At 60.2% G+C, this 20946-nt stretch carries 19 protein-coding genes and 1 pseudogene; 14 read left to right on the plus strand and 6 right to left on the minus strand.

The window, feature by feature from the left end; genetic code table 11:
• Nucleotides 1-49: 49 nt before the first annotated feature.
• The 4 genes from MOQ67_RS10715 to MOQ67_RS10730 form a co-directional block, all read right to left on the minus strand.
• Complete coding sequence (locus MOQ67_RS10715) at nt 50-811, minus strand: ABC transporter ATP-binding protein (RefSeq protein WP_017846859.1); 762 nt, start codon at nt 809-811, stop codon at nt 50-52.
• Nucleotides 812-816: 5 nt separating this feature from the next.
• Complete coding sequence (locus MOQ67_RS10720; protein ID WP_126586951.1) at nt 817-2619, minus strand: branched-chain amino acid ABC transporter ATP-binding protein/permease; 1803 nt, start codon at nt 2617-2619, stop codon at nt 817-819.
• Complete coding sequence (locus MOQ67_RS10725; RefSeq protein WP_017846861.1) at nt 2616-3653, minus strand: branched-chain amino acid ABC transporter permease; 1038 nt, start codon at nt 3651-3653, stop codon at nt 2616-2618. The genes MOQ67_RS10720 and MOQ67_RS10725 overlap by 4 nt, the downstream gene beginning before the upstream one ends.
• A gap of 126 nt (nt 3654-3779) precedes the next feature.
• The gene (locus MOQ67_RS10730; protein WP_017846862.1) at nt 3780-4928 is read right to left on the minus strand and encodes an ABC transporter substrate-binding protein; all 1149 of its coding nucleotides are present in this window, start codon (nt 4926-4928) and stop codon (nt 3780-3782) included.
• Between the two features lie 681 nt (nt 4929-5609).
• On the opposite strand from MOQ67_RS10730, the gene MOQ67_RS10735 reads away from it, so the two are divergent.
• The 13 genes from MOQ67_RS10735 (at nt 5610) to MOQ67_RS10795 (ending at nt 17810) form a co-directional block, all read left to right on the plus strand.
• On the plus strand, nt 5610-6731 hold the full coding sequence (locus tag MOQ67_RS10735) for an amidase (protein WP_026140004.1): 1122 nt from the start codon (nt 5610-5612) through the stop codon (nt 6729-6731).
• Between the two features lie 14 nt (nt 6732-6745).
• The gene (gene iacA, locus MOQ67_RS10740) at nt 6746-7918 is read left to right on the plus strand and encodes an indole-3-acetate monooxygenase (protein WP_017846865.1); all 1173 of its coding nucleotides are present in this window, start codon (nt 6746-6748) and stop codon (nt 7916-7918) included.
• Between the two features lie 19 nt (nt 7919-7937).
• Nucleotides 7938-8300 (plus strand): hypothetical protein, encoded by a 363-nt coding sequence (locus MOQ67_RS10745; RefSeq protein ID WP_017846866.1) that lies wholly within the window; start codon nt 7938-7940, stop codon nt 8298-8300.
• Between the two features lie 5 nt (nt 8301-8305).
• Nucleotides 8306-8839 (plus strand): nuclear transport factor 2 family protein, encoded by a 534-nt coding sequence (locus tag MOQ67_RS10750; RefSeq protein WP_169885625.1) that lies wholly within the window; start codon nt 8306-8308, stop codon nt 8837-8839.
• Nucleotides 8840-8895: 56 nt separating this feature from the next.
• On the plus strand, nt 8896-10161 hold the full coding sequence (locus tag MOQ67_RS10755; protein WP_226926277.1) for an aromatic ring-hydroxylating oxygenase subunit alpha: 1266 nt from the start codon (nt 8896-8898) through the stop codon (nt 10159-10161).
• Nucleotides 10162-10188: 27 nt separating this feature from the next.
• Nucleotides 10189-10665, plus strand: a complete 477-nt coding sequence (locus MOQ67_RS10760; protein ID WP_017846869.1) for an aromatic-ring-hydroxylating dioxygenase subunit beta — start codon at nt 10189-10191, stop codon at nt 10663-10665.
• 10 nt (nt 10666-10675) lie between these two features.
• A complete protein-coding gene (locus tag MOQ67_RS10765; protein ID WP_102618357.1) occupies nt 10676-11416 on the plus strand; it encodes an SDR family NAD(P)-dependent oxidoreductase in 741 nt (246 codons plus the stop codon).
• A gap of 78 nt (nt 11417-11494) precedes the next feature.
• A complete protein-coding gene (locus MOQ67_RS10770; protein ID WP_017846871.1) occupies nt 11495-12454 on the plus strand; it encodes a PDR/VanB family oxidoreductase in 960 nt (319 codons plus the stop codon).
• A gap of 12 nt (nt 12455-12466) precedes the next feature.
• Nucleotides 12467-12967, plus strand: coding sequence for a flavin reductase (locus MOQ67_RS10775; protein WP_026140007.1), 501 nt, complete (start codon nt 12467-12469; stop codon nt 12965-12967).
• 201 nt (nt 12968-13168) lie between these two features.
• A complete protein-coding gene (locus tag MOQ67_RS10780) occupies nt 13169-14422 on the plus strand; it encodes an OprD family outer membrane porin (RefSeq protein WP_017846873.1) in 1254 nt (417 codons plus the stop codon).
• A gap of 152 nt (nt 14423-14574) precedes the next feature.
• On the plus strand, nt 14575-15876 hold the full coding sequence (locus MOQ67_RS10785; RefSeq protein WP_052743417.1) for an MFS transporter: 1302 nt from the start codon (nt 14575-14577) through the stop codon (nt 15874-15876).
• 95 nt (nt 15877-15971) lie between these two features.
• Nucleotides 15972-17171 (plus strand): alpha-hydroxy acid oxidase, encoded by a 1200-nt coding sequence (locus tag MOQ67_RS10790; protein WP_017846875.1) that lies wholly within the window; start codon nt 15972-15974, stop codon nt 17169-17171.
• A 15-nt stretch (nt 17172-17186) separates the two neighbouring features.
• On the plus strand, nt 17187-17810 hold the full coding sequence (locus tag MOQ67_RS10795) for an NIPSNAP family protein (protein WP_017846876.1): 624 nt from the start codon (nt 17187-17189) through the stop codon (nt 17808-17810).
• 368 nt (nt 17811-18178) lie between these two features.
• On the opposite strand, the gene MOQ67_RS10800 is transcribed toward MOQ67_RS10795, so the two are convergent.
• Nucleotides 18179-19699, minus strand: coding sequence for an MFS transporter (locus tag MOQ67_RS10800; RefSeq protein WP_198717886.1), 1521 nt, complete (start codon nt 19697-19699; stop codon nt 18179-18181).
• Nucleotides 19700-19805: 106 nt separating this feature from the next.
• Here MOQ67_RS10800 and MOQ67_RS10805 point away from each other — a divergent pair, with 106 nt between their 5' ends.
• Nucleotides 19806-20729 (plus strand): LysR family transcriptional regulator, encoded by a 924-nt coding sequence (locus MOQ67_RS10805; RefSeq protein WP_169885617.1) that lies wholly within the window; start codon nt 19806-19808, stop codon nt 20727-20729.
• Here the strand turns inward: MOQ67_RS10805 and MOQ67_RS10810 are convergent.
• Nucleotides 20689-20937, minus strand: a pseudogene (locus tag MOQ67_RS10810) (winged helix-turn-helix domain-containing protein); the annotation flags it as partial. The gene MOQ67_RS10805 and the pseudogene MOQ67_RS10810 overlap by 41 nt on opposite strands.
• Nucleotides 20938-20946 lie beyond the last annotated feature (9 nt).

Consider the following 20946-nt stretch of genomic DNA (forward strand, 5'->3'; position numbering starts at 1 on the left):
GCTTTCTCCTTGCAAATAGGTTGCGCCCGCGAGACGGGCGCATGGTGGATCAAGTCGCGAGCATTTCCTGGTGCTTGCTGGCCAGGCCTAGGTAGGCCTCAATCACCCGCGGGTCATCGGCCAGTTCGGCGGCCGGGCCCTGCATGACGATCTGCCCGGTTTCCAGCACGTAGGCGTAGTCGGCAACACGCAACGCCGCGCGGGCGTTCTGCTCCACCAGCAAGATCGACACACCCTGGCGCCGCAGGTCGGCGATGATGCGGAAGATCTCTCGAGTGATCAGCGGCGCCAGGCCCAGGCTCGGCTCGTCGAGCATCAGCAGCTTGGGCTTGGCCATCAGCGCACGGCCTACGGCGAGCATCTGTCGCTCGCCGCCGGAAAGGGTCGACGACTCTTGCTTGCGGCGTTCAAACAGGCGCGGGAACAGGCTGTAGACTTCCTGAAGGGTGCCGTCGAGGTACTTATCGCCTTTGCGGTAGCGCATAAAGCCGCCGAGGCGCAGGTTGTCCTCGACGCTCATGCTGCCGAACAGTTCGCGCTTTTCCGGCACCAGGCCCAAACCGCGCCCGACCAGCACCTCGACTTCCGGTACGGCTTCCAGGGTTCCGTCGAAGTTGACTTGGCCCTTGGAGCCAAGCACGCCCATGATCGCCGAGAGCAGGGTGGTCTTGCCGGCGCCGTTGGGACCGATCACGGTGACGATCTGGCCTTCGCCGACGGTCAGGCTGGCATTGCTTAGCGCCTCGACCTTGCCATAGGCCACGCTCAGGTTTTTTATTTCGAGCAGGATGTTACGAGGTTGATTACTCATGGTCTTCACTCCGCTCCGCCGAGATAGGCTTCGAGCACCGCCGGGTTTTTTTGCACGTCATCTGGCAGGCCTTCGGCAATTTTCTGGCCGAATTCCATGACCGTGATGCGGTCCACCAGGCCCATGACAAAGTCCATGTCATGTTCCACCAGCAGTATTGCCATGCCTTCGTCACGCAGCTTGCGCAGCAGGTTGCCGAGGGCTTCCTTCTCTTTGTGACGCAGGCCGGCGGCGGGCTCGTCGAGGAGCAGCAGGCATGGGTCAGCACACAGCGCGCGAGCGATTTCCAGGATGCGTTGCTGGCCAAGGGCGAGGCTGCCAGCTTCTTCATAGAGGTAGTCGCCGAGGCCAACCCGCTCCAGTTGGCGCCGGGCCTCACGCAGCAAGTCGGCTTCTTCGGCGCGCTCCATGTGCAGCAGCGACGATACGATGCCCTTGTCGCCACGCAGGTGGGCGCCGATGGCTACGTTCTCCAGCACACTCATGGTTGATAGCAGCTTCACGTGCTGGAAGGTGCGGCTCATGCCCATGTGGGCGATACGTCGCGAGGGAATGCCGTTGATCTTCTCGCCAAGGAACAACACCTCACCCTCGGTGGGGGTGTCTACCCCGGAGAGCTGGTTGAACATGGTGCTCTTGCCCGCGCCGTTGGGGCCGATCAGCGCGAGGATTTCTCCGGCGCGGATCGATAGGTTCATCTGGTTGTTGGCAACCAGGCCACCGAAGCGTTTGGTCACGTTACGTGCTTCGAGGATAAGTTGGCCGCTATCTGGCAGGTCCCGGCGCGGCAGGCCGCTCGGCAGGTCATCTGCTCTGGGCGCGTTGTGGTCGTGGCGCCAACGGGCTGGAACCAAGCGCACCAGCAGTGGCCACAGGCCGCCCGGAGCACGCTGCATGAGCAACACGATAAGCAGGCCGAAAACGATCGTTTCGTAGTTGCCCTGGCTGCCCATCAGCGTCGGTAGCCAGTCCTGCAGCCACTGCTTGAGCATGGTCAGGATACCGGCACCGAGCAGGGCGCCCCAAACGCTGGCCACACCGCCGATCAGTGCCATGAACAGGTAGTCGATGCCCATGTTCAGTCCAAACGGCGTCGGGTTCACGAAACGCTGGGTATGTGCGTAGAGCCAGCCCGAGACGGTGGCGAACAGCGCGGAGATGAGGAACACCACCAGCTTGGAGCGAAAGGTATTCACGCCCATCGACTCGGCCATCACCTGGCCGCCCTTGAGCGCGCGGATGGCTCGGCCTTCGCGGGAGTTGAGCAGGTTACGGGTGATCAGGATGGCGACCAGCAGCACCGCCCAGATCAGGTAATAGATCTTCTCGCCCTTATCCAGCGTCAGACCGAACAATGAGATCGACGGCAGATCGGCGATGCCGCTCTGGCCGCCCAGCCCATCCAGGGTGCCGAACAGGTAATAGAGCGAAATGCCCCAGGCGATGGTGCCCAGCGGCAGATAGTGTCCGGACAGCTTCAGGGTCAGGGCACCGAGCAGCACGGCTACACAGACAGTGAGGGCGATGCCCACCAGTAATGACAGCCAGGGTGAACCGGCGGTCCAGGCGAGCCAGACGGGCAGTTGCTCGGCGGTGGTCAGATAGGCGCTGGTATACGCCCCGAGGCCAACGAACGCGGCCTGGCCGAAGCTGGTCATGCCACCGACCCCCGTGAGCAGGACGAGGCCCAGCACCACCAGGGTATACAGGCCTATGTAGTTGAGCAGGGTAATCTGGAAGGACGGCAGTAGCAGCGGCGCGACGCCGACGATGACGACCAGCAGGGTGACGAGGAGGCGCGGTTTCATTCTTCTTCCTCCACATGACGGCTAGTCAGTGAGCGCCAGAGCAGGAACGGGATGATCAGGGTGAACACGATGATCTCTTTGTAGTTACTGGCCCAGAACATCGAGAAGGCCTCCACCAGACCAACTGCCAGCGCGCCTAGGGCGGCGATGGGGTAGCTGACCAGGCCGCCGATGATGGCGCCAACGAAACCTTTCAGGCTGATGATGAAGCCGGAGTCGAAATACAGGGTGGTGATTGGGGCGATGAGAATTCCCGAGAGGGTGCAGAGAAAGGCGGCCAGAGCAAAGGTCGTCTTGCCCGCCAGGCTCGGCGATATGCCCATCAGCCGTGCCCCCATGCGGTTCACCGCAGTGGCGCGTAGCGCCTTGCCATACAGGCTGCGTTCAAAGAACAGGAACAGGCCGACGATCAAGCCCAGCGAGACAACGATCACCCACAGTGTCTGGCTATTCAGTGTCACTGGGCCGAGCTCCAACCCTGTTTCGGAGAACGGTCGAGTGCGTGCGCCATCGGGGCCGAACAGCAGCAGGCCGACCCCGACCATGGCCACATGCACGGCAATCGAGACGATCAGCAGCACCAGCGAGTGGGCGCCGGCGATTGGCTGGAAGAACAAGCGATACATCTGTGGGCCCATTGGCACCAGCAGGGCCAGGGTCAGCAGGGCCTGGATCGCCATGGGCAGGTTTGCCAGTAGTAGATTCTGTACCAGCAACACCATGGCCACGGCGTAGGCGAGCTTTATCGGCAGGTATTTGGGTAAACGAAAGCCGTGGCCTTTGTGCAATGTGCCGAGCAGATCCAAGGTGCAGTCGATGACTGTCAGGGCGAGCAGCAGCCAGACCAGTCGGGTTGGCTGGCCAGCTTGCAGAGCCGCCATGGTCAGAGCGCCGAAGGTGACAAACTCACCCAGAGGGATCAAAAGAATCCGTGTCACGGTAAAGACCAGGAGAATGGAAAGCGCCAACAGTGCGTAGATCGCACCATTGGTCACGCCATCCTGACCCAGCAGCATGGCTATCTGAAAATTCATGGAGGCAATATCCTTCGATGACAGGATTCGTATCGCGCGCAGCGACTACCGGCCAAGAAGGCAGGTAGTGGTCTGGCGTCTAACGTACGGTCGGTGCCAGGCACCGGCTAAGGCGTGGCTGCTGTGTTACTTGAGCAGCACCCATTTACCGTCCTTGACGGTGATCAGCTCGCGGCCGCGTTTGTCGAAACCGCTGTGATCTTCAGGACTCATGTTGTACACGCCCTGGGTCGCAGCCAGCTCATGGGTCTGTTCCAGTGCATCGCGCAGTGCCGAACGGAACTCGGCGGTACCTGGTTTGCCTTTTTGCAACGCGGTGGGAATGGCGTGCTCCAGCAGCAAACCGGCATCGTAGACATTGGCGCCGAATGTCGCTGGCGCGCTGCCATTTAGCTGGGTGTAATCATCGATGTATTTGCGCGCCACACTCTTGGATGGGTGATCGTCCGGTACTTCGTCAATCACCAGCATCAGGCTGGCTGCAAGGATGGTGCCTTCGACCTTGCGCCCGCCCAGTTGCAGGAACGGCGGGAGAGCCGCGCCATGGGTCTGGTAGACCTGGCCCTTGTAACCCTGGTCGAACAGGGTGGTCTGCGGCAGCACTGCCGAGCTACCCGGTGCGGCGACCAGTACGGCGTCCGGTTTGGCCATGAGGATCTTCAGGCTCTGGCCGGTGGTGGATGTGTCCTGACGCTGGAAGCGCTCGTTGGCGACGATTTTTATCCCGTTCTTTTCGGCCAGGGCCGTCATGACTTTGCCCCAGTTCTCACCATAGGGGTCGGCGGTGCCGATCAGGCCGAGTGTCTTTACGCCGGTCTTGACCATGTGCTCGACCAGCGCTTGGGCGATCAGGTCATCGTTCTGGGTGGTCTTGAATACCCATTTTTTTTGCTCCGTCATCGGTAGTACCACGGCGGCGCTTCCGGTTGGGGCGAGCATTGGCGTGCCCGACTCGGCAGCAAATTGAATCACCCCCATGGCATTGGGCGAGCCACTTGGGCCGATGATTGCGTCGACATGTTCTTCGTCGATCAGTTTCTTGAACGCCTTCACCGAGGCCGTCGGGTCGCTACCGTCGTCCAGCGAAATGTAGGTGATGTTCTGGTCGCCGACTTTCTTCGGCATGAGCGCCACGCTGTTCTTCTGAGGGATACCGACCAGTGCGATAGGCCCGGTCGAAGAGGTGACGACACCGACTTTCACATCTGCCTGAGCCGCCATCGACGCGCAGAGCGCACTTAACATCAGGGTGGACACAGCTTTCTTGAACAGCATGTCGTGCTCCAGGGTGCAAGGCTAATAAGCGGGCTGAGTTGCGGTACCTATGGGGTATCCGCATAGCCTCTCGTAATGCGCTTGGTGATATTCACCGGCGAAAGCATCACCGCCTGACAGCGGTCGGCGTGCTAGCGACGAATTTGCAGATTGCATGCCAGAACTTGAGCTGCACCAGCAGTGCGCACACCTCGCTCATCTCCCCTCTCGACTAAAAAAGCCGGCGATCGGCAATCGTCGTTGGTCAGTCGCATCGTCAGTAAAAACAGCGATTTAAGTGATTTTTTTTCTGCTTTTTATGGATAAAAATGTAGGCAAAGAGCGTGGTTTTTTAAGATTTAAAATGACGAATATTTTTTTTCGACAGGTGTTTTCTTGAGCCTTTTTTCTGTTCAAAAATCAACCTGGTAACACTTGTCTGATTGCTGTTGACTCGGATTTGTATGTATAACTTATTGTTTTATATGAATTTATTTTTATTTATCGATGATGGGGTGAACCTTTGATAAAGCGTTACCAATCTGCACGTTACTGGTGCGATTCATGGAAATTCGCACCAAATCCGATCGATATTATTAAGTACAATTCAATTGACAATTCACGTAATTATGGCGATTTTAGATTTAGCGAATCGGCGGCCTCGTGCTCGCCACGCCAACAACGTTCGAGAAGGTAGACGGTATGACAATGGTGATCGAGCAAATGAAGGTAGGGGGTACTGGCCTGAAGGTGATGGTGAAGGACACCATCGATATTTCTGGCTATCCGACCCGCGCGTCCAGTAGGGCGCTACAGGATGTCGGTCCAGCCACGCAGAACGCCGCCGTGGTCGATGCCCTGTTTGATGGTGATTGCCAGGTTGTCGGCAAGACCGTTCTGCATGAGCTTGCCTATGGCACTACCGGCATCAACCATTACGCCGGTACTGCCGAGAATCCGCGATATCCCGGACGTATTCCTGGCGGCTCCTCCAGTGGCTCGGCGGCGGCCGTCGCTGCTGGGCTCTGTGATTTTTCCTTGGGCACCGATACCGGTGGGTCTGTGCGCATTCCTGCGTGCTGTTGCGGTGTGTTCGGCTTTAAGCCTACGTTCGGCCGCATTGATCGTCGGGGGGTGATGCCCGCGCAGAGCAGCCTGGATTGCGTCGGCCCCTTCGCGAGCCGCTTGTCCCTGCTGATTGAGTCGATGCGCATCATTGATCCTTCGTTCAAGCCATTACCGGAAGTCGCAGACATTTGTCTCGGTGTGGTCTCGGTGCAGGCATCGAGTGAGGTGCAGCGCGCTATCGACGCCGTGCTTCATGCCACCAACCTGACGCTCGGCAATGTACAGCTCAATAGCATGCAGGCTGCCTATGATGCCGGCATGGTGGTGATCAACCGCGAGACCTGGAATGCCTGCGGGCATCTACTCGATACCGGCTTGGTCGCCCCGGATGTCGCCGGTCGCTTGCAGGCAGCCGGGCAGACCAGCGATGACGCGCTGGCCGCCGCCGAACGAGTGCGCACCACGTTTACCGCCGAGGTAGATGCCGCCCTTGAGCGTTTTCCGGTTTTGGTCTTGCCGACTATGCCTGACTACCCATTGCGTCTCGAGGACGCGGCAGACACCCGTGCGGTGCTGGGGATGACCGCGTTCGTGAGGCCTTTCAATCTTTCTGGTCATCCGGCTCTGAGCATTCCCTTTGAAGGGGAATCCGGTTTGCCGGTCGGCCTGCAACTTATCGCCGCCAAAGGCGCTGACGAACTGCTTTTGGCGGTCGCTGGCGAGTTGTTGCGGCGTCTCGATTCCAACCTTCTCTGATCGTGGATCCTGTCATGACTTCGCTCACCCTGGTCGGCAATACGCCGTCTGCCGCCATTACCGACAATCAGGCCTTTTCGGCATTGTTGGTCGATATCAAAAAACGCGCCCGTAGTGGCGAATTCGACCGCCTTGGCTATATCGCCCAAGACGTGATTGACGCCTTCAAGACGCTGGGGGTTTACCGTGCTCTGGTGCCCCGCCGCTTCGGTGGTGACCAGTGCTCGCCAGGCGAGTTCTGTGCCATGGTCGAAGAGATTTCCAGGGCAGACGGTTCTGCTGGCTGGGTCGCCAGCTTCGGTATGAGCCCGGTCTACCTGGCGTCGCTGCCTTTGGATACCATTCGGCAGGTCTATGCAAATGGCCCCGACGTAGTCTTCGCCGGTGGCATTTTCCCGCCGCAACCAGCCGAGGCCGTGCCAGGTGGCTTCAAGGTCAACGGCCGCTGGAAGTACTCCAGCGGCTGCATGGGGGCTTCACTGGTGGGCGTCGGTATCGCACCAAAAAACGGTGACAAGCTGGACTTGCCGCGCCTTGCGGTAATGCCACAAAGCAAGGTGCGTATCGAGCAGACTTGGGACACCGTCGGCTTGCTCGGTACCGGTAGTCATGACCTGGTGGTCGAGGATGTGGTCGTATCAGAGGAGTGGACGTTCGTGCGCGGTGGCGCGGCCAATCTTGACGAGCCGTTCTTCCGTTACCCCTCGCTGTCGTTCGCCACCCAGGTCCTTTCCGTCGTCGGTCTTGGCGTTGCCCGGGCTGCCTTGGACGAGCTCCGCGATATGGCCGCTGGGCGCATCTCGGTAACCGGTGCGCCGGCTGTGGCCGACAGGCCACTGGCCCAGGTTGAGATCGCTAAGGCTGAGGCTGCGCTGCGTGCGGCTAGAGCTTTCTTCTTCGAATCCATCGAGGACGCCTGGCAAACGGTGTTGCGGGGTGACTCGCTGTCGGTCGAGAAAACCAACCTGCTACGTCTGTCTTCGACCCACGCTACCCGCGTCGCCGCCGAGGTGGCGCGCACCGCGCAGATGCTGTCGGGCATGACCGGCGTCTACAACAGCAGCCCGTTGGCACGCTGCGTGAACGATGCGCAGGTGGTCACCCAGCATGCCTTCATGGGCGACATTACCTACCAGAATGCCGGCGCCGTCTTCTTCGGCAAGCAGCCCTTGCCGGGCTATCTCTGACCCTTATCTGGAGCCAATCATGAGTGAGAAAAAACCACTGCGCGTGCTGTTCTGCATGGGCATCAACCAGAACTTCTTCGATGCGCCGCGCGAGGAGCAACTGGAAGTATGGGGAGCGTTCAGTGCCATGTGGAACGGCATTCACGATCTGCCTGGAGTGACGGTGTTCGGCAACATGGACGATGACCAAAGCATGGTCGGGCCATCCAGCGGATACCCCTGGACCACTTACCTGCTGGCCGATGTGCCGGACATTGAGACTGTACACGCGGCCTGCAACCTGTTCCGAACCACACCGGTGGGCGAAGGCACCTACAAACTGTGGCGTTATGCCAAGGTCGAGGCCCGCACTGGCCGCGAACTGATCATCCAGCGCGCGTGATTGACATGTTGAACGAAGCCCTAATCGCCAATCTCGAAGCGCGTCTCAAGCGCTTCGAGGCCGAGCACGCCATACGCGCCTGTATGAATCGCTACATGGTGCTATGCGATGCCCTCGACGCAAGCACGCAACTGACTGAGCTGGCTGGCCTGTTCACGATCGATGCGGTCTGGGAAGGCAAGGGCGCCAAGTACGCCAACAGCTTCGGCGGCTATCGTGGGCGTGAGGAGATCGGCGCGATGTTCTCCACCTACATGCAGACCCCGGCGCACTTCGCCCTCAACGTGCACTTCCTCACCAGCGAACTGATCGAGGTCGGCACCGACGGCGCATCGGGCAGTTGGGTGATGTTGCAGACCTCAACCTTCGCCAGTGGCGCTTCGCACCTCAATGCCGCGCGGCTGACCGTGCGTTTCGCCGAGGAAAACGGGCAATGGCGCATGGCACATTTCCAGACCGAGAACCTGTTCAGTCGTCCGGTGGATGCCTGGAACAGCGAGGCGGCCTTGCCCGTTCCAAGCCGACCCTCGGCTGAATGAACCAAGACTTTTTAAAGTCGGCCAAACAAACCGACCAGGAGCCAACTGTGAATAACATGATCGATGTCGTGAACCTCGAATGTGATCCCGCCGAACGGGTGCAGGCGGACCGCGTACACACCTCGCTGTACACCGACGCGAAGCTGTTCGATGCCGAGATGGAAAAAATCTTCTACAGCACCTGGGTATGGGTCGCTCACGAGAGCGAAATCCCTGACTCTGGTAGCTACAAGAGTACTTATATCGGCAAGCAGCCGGTGATCGCCGTGCGTGATCGCAAGAAGCAGATCCATGTCCTGCTCAACCGCTGCCGCCACCGTGGTGCCACTGTTTGCGAGCACAAGAAGGGCAAGACCAACAGCTTCGTCTGCCCCTATCACGGTTGGGGCTACGCCCTGGACGGCTCTCTGCGCGGCATTCCGCACCCTGACAGCTACGGCGATTGCCTGGACAAGAGCGAACTGCCACTGGTCAGCCTGCGTACAGAGAGCTACGCCGGGATGGTCTTTGCCACCTTCAAGGACGACATCGAGCCGCTGGTGGACTTCCTCGGTCCAGCTAAAAAATGGATGGATCTGTTCATGAAACAGGGTGCTGGCTATGGCATCAAGGTGCCGGGCGAACACCGCTTCCGCTTCCCGGGCAACTGGAAGATCCAACTGGAAAACACCACGGACGCCTACCACTTTCCGCTGGTTCACAAGTCGTTCCTGCACTCGGTGGATCAGCAGACCATGGACATGCTCGATTTCGTTGATGGCTCAGGCTATGTCGAAGACCTCGGCAACGGCCACAGCGTGATGGTCATGATCCCTGACCTGATCGACCTGGAAGCCAACCTTGATGCACCGATTCCGACCCGCTTTGAAAGCCTGGCCCAGGAGTTGCGTGACGAAGGTATTGAGGACCTTCAGGTCCGCCGCATCGTCCGTGCGGTCGGTGGTTCGGGCTTCAACCTCAATCTGTTTCCCAACGTTGCCTGCTCTATGGCGTTCTTCCGGGTGCTGCAGCCGATCTCGGTCAACGAAACGGAGATCCATCACTCGGTGATCACCATGGATGGTGGCCCGGCAGCCGCCAACCGCTACCGCTTGCGTCTGCATGAGCACTTCCAAGGTCCGATGGGCTTCGGTACGCCGGACGATTCCGAAGCCTGGGAGCGTGTGCAGAAGGGGGCCAATGCTGGCGAAGATCTATGGATCATGCTCAACCGTGGCCTGCCAGGCGAGAAGCCGAGCGAAGACGGACGGATCAGCGACGTGTCAGCCGAAACAGGTATGCGCGCAGCGTACCAGCAGTGGAAAAAAATGATGTCGGCCTGACCGACCAGACCGACGGAGAACGCGAAAATGAATCTGCAATTGCTTCAGGAAGTCACCGCCTTTATCTGGCAGGAAGGCGACATGCTCGATCACAGCGAATACGACGCCTGGTTGGCGCTGTGGGCGCAGAAGGGCACTTACATCATCCCCATCGACCCGTGCGAGGAGGATTTCGAGAACAGCCTGAACTACGCCTATGACGACGCGCACATGCGTGAGCTGCGGGTGCAGCGGCTGATCGGTGGTGAGTCGATCTCGACGACTCCGCGACCGCGTACTGTACGCACCATTTCGCGTTTTCGCGTCCTGTTCAATGACGGCGAGTTTGTAACTGTGCGCTGTGCGCAAAACCTGCGCGAGTTCCGCAAGGACGTGCTCAAGCACTACAGCTCGGACACGGTGTACGAACTGCAACGCAGCGGCGAGAGCTTCAAGATCCAGCGCAAGCTGATCCGGCTGATCAATTCCGACGATACCCTCGCGGGTATCGGCTACATCCTTTGAGGGTCCGGCTATGAAGCAGATCGCACTGGTCACTGGTGCAGCCCAAGGATTGGGCTACGCCATTGCCGCCCGGCTGTTCGCCGCTGGCTACACAGTGGTTATCAGCGACCTTTCCCTGGAACGCGCCCAGGCGGCTGCCGAGGCACTGGATGCCAGTGGTGAGCGGGTGTTGGCGCTCAAACTGGACGTTACCAACAAGGCCGATTTCGAGGCCGCACTGGCCGTTACTCTGGAACGCTTCGGTGCTCTACAGGTACTGGTAAACAATGCGGCAATGACCATGACCACGCCGGTCATGCAGATCAGCCCGGAAGAGTTCGACAGCGTTATGAGCCTCAACACCAGAAGCATCTTTGTCGGCTGCCAGGTATTTGGCACGCACATGGCGGCGGTCGGCTACGGGCGCATCGTCAACATGGCTTCGCTGGCTGGGCAGAACGGTGGCACCGCTACCGGCGCGCACTACGCCGCATCGAAAGGCGCCATCGTCACCCTGACCAAGATTTTCGCCAAAGAGTTGGCCGCAAGCGGTGTGACGGTCAATGCCGTTGCGCCAGGGCCGATCGACTCGCCCATGGTGCATGCAGTGGTATCGCCGGAGCGCATGGGAGGAATGCTCGCCAATATTCCGGTGGGGCGCCTGGGGAATGCGGATTTTATCGGCGACCTGATCGTGCAACTGGCACGGCCGGAAGCCTATTTCACTACCGGGGCAACCTGGGACGTGAATGGTGGTTTGTTCATGCGCTGAGTTTCAACGAAAACATAATGCGACGGCCGAACCAGCGGCCGCGTTCTTACCTTGACGTCCAATGCGGGTGAGCCCGAGATGATTGAAGAGCTCTTGACGGTGCAGGTGCGCAAGCGCCAGCTCCAGGGCGACGGTGTCGTCGTTCTTGACCTGATTCCGGTGGGTGGCGCCAAGCTGCCGGCCTTTGAAGCCGGTGCCCATGTGGATATCCACATCGCCCCCGGCCTGGTGCGCCAGTACTCGCTGTGCAGCGACCCGGCGGACAGCGCTGTATACCGCCTCGGCGTGCTCAGGGACCCCGCCTCGCGCGGCGGTTCCACGAGTGTGTACGACACGTTGCTAGAAGGGGCAGAGGTGCAGATCAGTGCGCCGCGCAACCTGTTTCCTCTGGCAAGCGAGGCGCGCCGCTCAATCCTTATCGGTGGCGGCATCGGCATCACCCCGATGATCGCCATGGCCTATGCGCTGCATGCCAAAGGCGAGGATTTTGAACTGCATTACTGTGGCCGTTCGCGCAGCCGCAGTGCTTTTCTCGACGAGTTGCAGAGCGCCGCTTTCGCCGAGCGCGTTCACACCCATTTCGACGATGAGGCACCCGCGCAGAAGCTCGACATGGACCGCGTGCTCGGCCAGGCCGAGAGCGGCGTACATGTCTATACCTGCGGCCCGTCCGGATTCATGGACTGGGTGATCGGTGAGTCGGTGAAGCATGGCTATGCCGATGACCATATCCACCGTGAATACTTCCAGATTGAAGTGGACAACAGCGGTGCCAGCTTCGAGGTGGTCGCCGCGCGCAGCGGCAAGACGGTGCAGGTCGCCGAGGGGCAGACGATCCTCGCGGCGCTGGCGGACGTCGGCATCCAGATCGAGATCTCCTGCGAGCAGGGCATCTGCGGTACTTGTCTATGTGATGTGCTTGAAGGCGAGCCGGATCATCGCGACGTGTACCTCACAGACGATGAGAAGCAGGCCAACGACCAGATCTTGATCTGCTGTTCTCGCGCCAAATCGAAAAAGCTGGTTCTGGATATCTGAGGAGGTAAAGCGATGGTCGATGTAAGCGGATTCCGCAATGCCATGTCCCGACTCGGAGGCGCCGTTTCGGTGATCACCACCGATGGCCCCGCAGGACGTTTTGGCTTCACTGCTTCGGCGGTGTGCAGTGTTACCGATTCACCACCCACTCTGCTGGTGTGTATGAACCGCGCGTCCTCTTCTAACGCGCACTTCAAGCACAACGGTGTGCTTTGCGTGAATGTACTGAGTGCAGACCTGAAGGACATTTCGGGCGTATTCGCCAATCGCGAGCTTGGCTCCGATCAGCGATTTTCCTCGACCGCCTGGACGTCCCTGGAAAGTGGTTCGCCGGTGATGGAGGAGGCTCTGGTCAACTTCGATTGCCGCATCGCTCAAGTTCATGAAGTGGGTTCGCACAGCATTTTTTACTGCGAAGTTCTGCGTATCAAAGAGGGCAGTGCTGAAGAGGGATTGGTGTACTTCAACCGGGCATATCACAAGCTCTGTGACGTATCCAAGGCGCTGTCCTGACGCTGTATTGGTCGTAACTTAAAAATCTTCCAAACCTATAAAACCCCCGACGCTTGCGTGCCGGGGAAGGGCTCTTGTTGCCTGCTTCGCGGATAACTGTGCCGTTCAGAGCACCCCGTGAATTGACTGCCAAGTTATCGATTTTTGTTGATCTGCTCACACCACAACACCCGGCTCGCCGGATAAAAAAAGGAGCGTCACATGTTCCAAAAATCATCACTTGCATGCGTGTTTAAAAGTCTGTGCTTTATCGGTGGGGGCATTGCACCGATAGCCGCACAGGCAGACCTGGTCGACGACAGCCACCTGAAGGTGGACATGAAGAATCTCTATCTGGACCGTGACTTCACCACCAGCGACGCTGTCCAGTCCAAGGTCGGCAACTGGTCCCAGGGCTTCGACCTGCAATTTACGTCTGGCTATACCAATACGCCGATCCAGTTCGGTATGGACGTGGATGCCCAGTACGCTATTCGCCTGGATTCCCATGGCGACGACGGCTCTTTGCCTATGGACTCCAGCAGCGGCCGCGCCTCGGATAACTACGGCCGCGCGGGTGCCACATTAAAGATGAAGTACTCCAGGACCGAACTGAAGGTCGGTGATATGCGACCAGAATTGCCAGTCGCCTGGCACGACCCGAGCCGTCAGCTTGACACGATCTTCCAGGGGGCTGTGGTCGAGTCCAAGGAAATCGACGGTCTTACCCTCACCGGTGGACGTTTCTGGTCAGCGGTTACTCGCGAATCGTCCAACCACGAAAAGTTCTACAAGTACGGCTCCACCGACAACCTCGATAGCGACAAAGGCCTGGACTTCGGCGGTGCGACTTGGAACGTTACCAAGAACTTCCAGGCCAGCTACTTCTATGGCGTGATGCATGACATCTACAAACAGCACTACGTCGGCTTCGCCCACACTGTCGACTTAGGTGGTGACTTCCGTCTGCGTACCGATGCGCGTTACTTCAACAACAAGGAAGACGGTGACGCGTTGAACGGTAAGATCGATAACCGCGCATTCTCCGGCGGCTTCACTCTGACTAAGGGGGGACACAAGGCGAGCATCGTCTATCAGCGCATGTTCGGCGAAAGCATTTTCCCGACGCCCAACGGCTACATCCCGCAGTTCTACCTGCTGAACTGGGCCAACCAGCCATTCATGCGTCCACAAGAACGCTCTTGGGGGCTCGGCTACGGCTACAACTTCGCCGGGCTGGGCTTGCCGGGCCTGGCCTTCAGTAGCCGTTTCATCAAGGGCAGCGACATCGCCCAGGCCGGTCGCCCGGATGGCGCAGAGAATGAGCGCGACCTCGCCGTGAAATACGTGGTGCAGGAGGGGCTGCTAAAAGGCGTAGGCGTGGAGTGGAAGAACTATCTGGTGCAGCAGCGCGACTTCGGTCATGACTTCAGCGAGAACCGCGTCTACGTCACCTACACCTGGAACGTTTTCTAAGAGGCTGCCCGCGATCTGTTTCGAGTCGGTCAGATAGGGTGAAGCTACTTTTGTCTGGCCCTGGCTTGTGAGGTCGTGAGCAGACTCGACGTCGACCCCTTGCCCGCTTATGGCGAAAACCGTATGCGGGCAGCATGGATGTGGAGTTTTCTATGCATGCTCACTGTGAACAACCCAGGTCGCTGCGCCGCATCGTCGTCGCTTCGGTGTTCGGCAACGCCCTGGAGTGGTACGACTTCTTTCTCTACGGTACCGCCGCTGCCCTGGTGTTCGGTCCGTTGTTCTTCCCGCCCGGCACCGACCCGGTGATCGGCACTCTCGGTGCTTTTGCCGGCTTTGCCGTTGGCTTCGTCGCCAGACCGTTGGGGGGGCTGATATTCGGCCATCTTGGGGATCGCCATGGCCGCAAAAACGCCCTGGTGATCACTCTATCAATGATGGGGGGAGCGACCTTCCTGATGGGCCTGTTGCCGACCTTCGAGCAGGTCGGTTATCTGGCACCGATCTGTTTGGTGATTCTACGCATCGTTCAGGGCATCGCCTCGGGTGGTGAGTGGGGGGGAGGGGTGCTGATGCTCAGCGAGAACGCCCCAGCCAAACGAGTAGGTTTCTACGCGGCGTGGAGTCAACTGGGTGTTTCGGGCGGCTTCGTACTCTCTGCCGTAGCTTTCTACCTGGTACAGATGCTGCCTGAACCGGACTTCATGAGTTGGGGTTGGCGCCTGCCGTTCCTGCTCAGCATCTTGATCTTTGGTGTCGGCATCTACATTCGCCGGCGCCTGCCGGAAAGTCGCGAGTTCGAGGCGGCGGTCGCAAAAAATGAGGTTCAGGCGCACCCGCCCGCGCTCCAGGTTCTGCGCGAGCATCCCAAGGCGGTACTGCAGGCTATGGGGCTGCGGGTGGCGGAGAATGGTGGTGCCTACATTTTCCTGTCCTTCTCCATGGCCTATGCCAAGTTCACCGGCCTGTCGACTCAGGTGGTGCTGATCGGGGTGATGCTGGCGATGACCGTGGAGGCCTTCAGCATTCTGTTTTGGGGCTGGCTGTCCGATCGTATCGGCCGGCGTGCGGTGTATGCCATCGGCTCGGTGAGCCTCGCGCTGTTCGCGTTTCCGTTCTTCTGGCTGATGGACACTCACCAGCCGCTGCTGGTGTACCTGGCCTTGTTACTTGGCCTGCCGTTTAGCCATGCGGCGATGATAGGCACCCAGCCGGCGCTTATGGGCGAGTTGTTCCCCACCCATGTGCGCTACACCGGCCTGGCCATGGGGCATGAGATCGCCTCGATCTTTGCCGGCGGTCTGGCGCCTCTGGCTGCTACGGCGCTGTTCGCCGTTTACCGCGATGCCTGGCCGGTATCGCTGATGCTGGTGTTCTTCAGCGTGATCACGACCCTGACTCTACTCAGCATCAGCCGTAATCGCCCATATGCCATGCAGGAGGCAAGCGCCTAGTGTCCTTTTATGGAGTTCCTGCTCCTTTGCCCGGGTCGCTCTCCTGAGCTTTTTTACCGTTGGACGATACCGTAGGTATCGCTGAGGATCGAAACATGCGTCGTTATTACCGCGGTACCGACTTGAGTCGCGTCCATAGCATTGCTGAGTTGGCAACGCTGGCCTGCCAGCGTCTGCCCCATTTCGTCTGGGAGTACCTGGCCGGCGGCGCCGAGGATGAGCTGACCTTGCAGCGCAATCGCCAGGCCTATGTCGAAGTCGGCCTGCAGCAGCGCGCGTTAGTGCCTTGCCATGTACCAGGTACCGCCCGCACGCTCTTCGGCAAGTCGGCTGCATTGCCGCTGCTGATCGGTCCCACTGGCTACAACGGCATGTTGCACCGTGATGCGGATATTCACTTGGCGCGAGCCGCGACTGCGCGAGGCGTGCCTTTCTGTCTGAGTACTGTGGCCAATGCTGCACTGGAGACGATCGTTCGCCAGGTGCCTGGCGTCGATTTGTGGTTCCAGCTCTACGCCATGCGCGATGCGAGCATTCAGGCTAGCCTCCTGGCCCGCGCTAGGGAGGCCGGTGTCAGTACCCTATTGTTGACCTGCGATGCGATGGTGCTGGGCAATCGCGAGTGGGACCGGCGCAACTTCGTGCGGCCCCGCCAGCTCAGCCTGCGCAACAAGCTGCAGGTGCTGCGCCATCCACGTTGGTTGCGTCAGGTGATGTGGCCTCATGGCTTGCCATCGATGGGGAACCTCGACCCTTACCTGCCTGAAGACGAACGCACGGCTCTGGGCTCGATGCAATTTATCGGTGAGCAGATGGATACGCTCCTCGATTGGGACGCCCTGGCTTGCGTGCGTGACCAGTGGGCCGGGCAATTGCTGCTCAAGGGCGTGTTGCACCCGGCAGATGCCGAGCGCGCCATTGCCCTCGGGTTGGATGGTGTGGTGATCAGCAATCACGGTGGGCGGCAGTTGGACGGCGCGGCGAGCGGACTCGATGCCCTACGCCTGATCGCACCGTTGGCCCGTGGCCGGCTGACACTGCTGCTCGATGGCGGCATCCGCCGAGGTAGCGACATCGTCAAGGCCCTGGCTCTGGGGGCCGATGCCGTGCTGCTAGGGCGAGCCAGCCTATATGGCGTCGCGGTCGCGGGAGAGGCCGGCACGGCTCGTGCGCTCGACCTGCTCGCAGAGGAGCTGCGACGTACACTCAACCTGATGGGCTGCCCTGACATAGATGACCTCTCGGCCGAATGGCTGACCTTCAACATGCGGCCCGCCGTTGTGCGGGCCTACTGACCGATTGGAGTACCCATGCGCTTGTATGAACTGATCACCTTCACCGTGCGCGTGCGCACCCCGACCGTCGCCCTGGCACGTATCGAAGCGGCCCTGGCGCAGAGCCTGGATGGCGTAGAGTTGATGGGCTGCTGGCTCTCGGAGATTGGTCCGCAGAATCGCATCGTTCTGCTACGCGGCTTTCCCAGTGAAGCACTGCGCCAGGCCGAACGTGAGCGTTATCTGCTGGCTGACGATGCCTTCGGTATCGGCGAATTCCTGCTCGACATGCAGGCCGACGACTACTGCCTGTTTCCCTTCCTCAAGCCCCTGGCTCCCGGCGCCCACGGGCCTTTCTACGAATTGCGTGAATACGATCTGATTCCTTCCGGCCTGCAACCGACTCTCGATGGCTGGGCCAAAGCCGTGTCGGCGCGCACTGGCGCAAACTACTCATCGGTGTATGCGGCTTTTTACGCCACCTCGGGCGTCCTACCTCGCTACCTGCACATCTGGCCCTACACCAACTTGGAGCAACGCCTTGACGTGCGTACGCGCGCAGTGGCCGACGGAGTTTGGCCTCCGGAAAACTCAGGGCCGCAACTGCGAACCATGCATTCTATCGTCTACCTGCCCGCGAGCTTTTCGCCGTTGTGCTAAACCTTAATGCCGTCTGTTTAAGTTGCCTGTTGGCGTCGACGCCGAATTGACCTAGTTGCCGAGATGTCACTGACCCAGTCTGATTCCTCAAAAACCATTGCCTGTTCTACATTGGTGTCTATTTGAGGTGGGGTCAGTCTTGCATCGGCACTTGGTTCAATTTGGCGTCGGCGCCTACAGGCATCGCCGTCAGGTTTGATCGTGACGACAGAAAAGCCCTCCCAAAAGGGAAGAAAAGTATTAATATCGCGCACAAGAACGCCGGTTTTTTAGATGTGTTTGCTCGCACGAACATCATCCATCAAATCGGCGTTCTTGTTTCTGTGTTTCCCGGGATTCCGTGAAGAACCTTTTTTTGTGCCTGCCATTCAGCTCGGCGCTCCCTGTGCGGCCTCGGCGTGGAGGGGCGCGATGGGGCGTCGACCGAGGAAAATGAGCACCGCCGCGGCCGTCAGCAAGGTGACGCCCGCCAGCAGTTGCAACAAGTTGTTGAAGCCGGCGATATAGGCCGTGCGCAACACCGCCACGGGCAGGCTCGCACTGGCGTGCTGCACATTGCCCATGACCAGGCTCTGCGCAATGACGGAAACGTCCAGCGCCGTGTGCTGCGGCAGATGATGCGCAACCAAGGCGCTCAACACCGCCAGGGTGACCGCCAGCGCCACGCCCTCACTGGCCACGCGTGTGGTATTGAAAATCCCCGCCGCCATACCCGCACGTTCTTTGGGAACCACGCTGATCGCCAGCCCGTCCATCAAGCCCCATGGCAACCCGGTGCCGATGCCGATGATCAGCATCGCGACCACTGTCTGCCACGACTGGCCGACCTGAACCAGGCTCAGCGCATACAAGCCCGTCGCCGCGATCAGCAGGCCAATGGCGCACAGCACGCCCGCCGACAGCCAGCGCGTGAGCGTCGCCGCGAGCATCGGCACCCCCAGCATGGGCGCCGACAGTGCGAGCATCATCAAGCCTGCCTCGGACGCGCCGTGGCCTTCGACGCCGATAAAGCGCAGCGGCAGCAACACGATCAGGACGATGTAGCAGTAACAGGTGCCGATCGGCAGCAGTTGCACGCCAAGGAAGCGCGCAAAGCGAAACAGCTGCAGGTCGAGCATCGGGTGGCGGACGCGATGTTCAACGAGGATAAACACCAGCAGCAACACGGCGGTCGCCGCCAGCAGGTACCGCGTGCTCGCCGCGCCCCAACCCTGCACCGGCGCGAGGATGACCGCTGTGGTCAAGCTCACCAGCATGGCCGAAAACGTCAGCACGCCGGCCGTGTCCAGGCGCAGTGCCCGGGGATCGCGGCTTTCTCGCAGGGTCGGCGCGGCGAGCATGAGCGAGAGGCCTGCCAGCACGGCCGTGCCGAGGAAAATCGCGCGCCAGCCCCACTGTTCGATCAGCAGCCCCGACAACAGCGGGCCAAACGCCAGCCCCGCGCCGAAGGTGGTGCCCAGCAGGCTGAAGGCGCGCGTGCGCGCATGCCCGTCAAATTCCTGGGCCAGCGCCGCACAACCGCTGGCCAGCGCGATGGCCGCCGCGACGCCTTGCAGTGCGCGCAAGGCATCCAGCCAGAGCATGCCCGGTGCCACCGTCAGCCACAGGGAGGCGCCAGTAAACAGTGCCATGCCCCATAAAAACAGGCGCTTGCGCCCATAGCGGTCGGCGAGGGTGCCGGCGGCCATCAACAAGCTGCCGAAGCTGAGCATGAACGCGTTGGTGATCCACGCCAGTTGCGTGGGGTGGGCGGCGAATGTCTGGCCGATAAATGGCGTGGCGACAGCGCCGCCGGTAAAGCTCATGGGCAACACCAACGCCGCCAGGCAAATCGCGGCCAGGATGGCATGGCGGCCCGGGGCGGGCAGGGTCTCGGTGGTGGTGTGCATGGGGGGCATTCCGGCTGTTTTATGAAGACAAAGACTCTAGACAGGATGCAATCGTCGATAAACAGCCTTACATTCCAGTTATAGCGGACTGAATGGATGTAATGGCGTGACGGATAATCTCAGCGGCGTGATCGCCTTCGTCAAAACGGCAGAAGCCCTCAGCTTCGTGGGGGCCGCGCGGGCACTGGGGGTTTCCGCCTCGGCGGTGGGCAAGAATGTCGCCAAACTCGAAGCCTCGCTGAATGTGCGCCTGCTGCACCGCAGCACGCGCAAAGTCGGCCTGACCGCCGAAGGTCACTTGTTCTACGAGCGCTGTCGGAAAATTCTCGACGACCTGCACGACGCCCGCGCCATGCTTTCCCATGCCATACAAGCGCCCCGTGGCAAATTGCGCGTCAGCCTGCCGACCATCGGCTACCGCTTTCTCTTTCCGCATATGCTCGCGTTCAGGCAGACCTACCCGGAGATCGAGCTGGAACTGGATTTCAACGACCACCTGGTGGATGTGATCGAGGAGGGCTTCGACGTGGTGATCCGCAGCGGCGGCCTGGCCGATTCGAGCTTGATGGCCCGCAAGCTGGGGCCGTTCAGGTTTGTGCTGTGTGCATCGCCCGCGTATCTGCGCGAGCACGGACGGCCGGCAACCCTCGCCGATCTTGAGCGCCACCCATGCTTGCGTTATCGGTTTGCCACCACCGGCAAAATCATGGACTGGACGTTGTCCGCCAACCCCGCGATCACGGCGTTGCGCTTGCCCACGGCGCTGACGTTGAACAATATGGAAGCCATGCTCAGCGCCGCCGTCGATGGCCACGGCATTGCCTACGTGCCGGACTTTCTCGCCCGCGAGGCGCTCGCCCAAGGGCAGTTGGACACCGTGTTGGAGGGCCATTGCGAGGACGAGGGCCAGTTCTGGGCGTTGTGGCCGTCCAGCCGCCATCTCTCGCCGAAAATCCGCGTGTTCGTGGACTTCGCCGCCGCGCGCCTGTTCACAACCCGACCAACCGGTAGCCCACCTGCAACTCGGTAATGAAGTACTGCGGCTGCGCCGGGTCGGCCTCGAGTTTTTGCCGCAAATGCGCCATGTGTACACGTAGGTAGTGGGCGCGGTCGACGTAGTCCAGGCCCCACACTTCCAGCAGCAGTTGCCGGTGAGTCAGCACCCGGCTCTGGCCGCGAATCATCGCGCAGAGCAAGCGGTACTCGATGGGCGTCAGGTGGACCGGCTGGCCCGAGCGCCCATGGCG

This window comes from Pseudomonas sp. LY-1, from assembly GCF_053502595.1.

Bases quoted from the DNA above. Each gene is read 5' to 3' on its own strand.
- MOQ67_RS10720 (WP_126586951.1), bottom strand. From the start codon at position 2,619: ATGAAACCGCGCCTCCTCGTCACCCTGCTGGTCGTCATCGTCGGCGTC.
- MOQ67_RS10755 (WP_226926277.1), top strand. From the start codon at position 8,896: ATGATCGATGTCGTGAACCTCGAATGTGATCCCGCCGAACGGGTGCAG.
- MOQ67_RS10785 (WP_052743417.1), top strand. From the start codon at position 14,575: ATGCATGCTCACTGTGAACAACCCAGGTCGCTGCGCCGCATCGTCGTC.
- MOQ67_RS10760 (WP_017846869.1), top strand. From the start codon at position 10,189: ATGAATCTGCAATTGCTTCAGGAAGTCACCGCCTTTATCTGGCAGGAA.
- MOQ67_RS10795 (WP_017846876.1), top strand. From the start codon at position 17,187: ATGCGCTTGTATGAACTGATCACCTTCACCGTGCGCGTGCGCACCCCG.
- iacA (WP_017846865.1), top strand. From the start codon at position 6,746: ATGACTTCGCTCACCCTGGTCGGCAATACGCCGTCTGCCGCCATTACC.
- MOQ67_RS10750 (WP_169885625.1), top strand. From the start codon at position 8,306: ATGTTGAACGAAGCCCTAATCGCCAATCTCGAAGCGCGTCTCAAGCGC.
- MOQ67_RS10730 (WP_017846862.1), bottom strand. From the start codon at position 4,928: ATGCTGTTCAAGAAAGCTGTGTCCACCCTGATGTTAAGTGCGCTCTGC.
- MOQ67_RS10765 (WP_102618357.1), top strand. From the start codon at position 10,676: ATGAAGCAGATCGCACTGGTCACTGGTGCAGCCCAAGGATTGGGCTAC.
- MOQ67_RS10790 (WP_017846875.1), top strand. From the start codon at position 15,972: ATGCGTCGTTATTACCGCGGTACCGACTTGAGTCGCGTCCATAGCATT.
- MOQ67_RS10745 (WP_017846866.1), top strand. From the start codon at position 7,938: ATGAGTGAGAAAAAACCACTGCGCGTGCTGTTCTGCATGGGCATCAAC.
- MOQ67_RS10800 (WP_198717886.1), bottom strand. From the start codon at position 19,699: ATGCACACCACCACCGAGACCCTGCCCGCCCCGGGCCGCCATGCCATC.
- MOQ67_RS10715 (WP_017846859.1), bottom strand. From the start codon at position 811: ATGAGTAATCAACCTCGTAACATCCTGCTCGAAATAAAAAACCTGAGC.
- MOQ67_RS10725 (WP_017846861.1), bottom strand. From the start codon at position 3,653: ATGAATTTTCAGATAGCCATGCTGCTGGGTCAGGATGGCGTGACCAAT.
- MOQ67_RS10770 (WP_017846871.1), top strand. From the start codon at position 11,495: ATGATTGAAGAGCTCTTGACGGTGCAGGTGCGCAAGCGCCAGCTCCAG.
- MOQ67_RS10780 (WP_017846873.1), top strand. From the start codon at position 13,169: ATGTTCCAAAAATCATCACTTGCATGCGTGTTTAAAAGTCTGTGCTTT.
- MOQ67_RS10775 (WP_026140007.1), top strand. From the start codon at position 12,467: ATGGTCGATGTAAGCGGATTCCGCAATGCCATGTCCCGACTCGGAGGC.
- MOQ67_RS10735 (WP_026140004.1), top strand. From the start codon at position 5,610: ATGACAATGGTGATCGAGCAAATGAAGGTAGGGGGTACTGGCCTGAAG.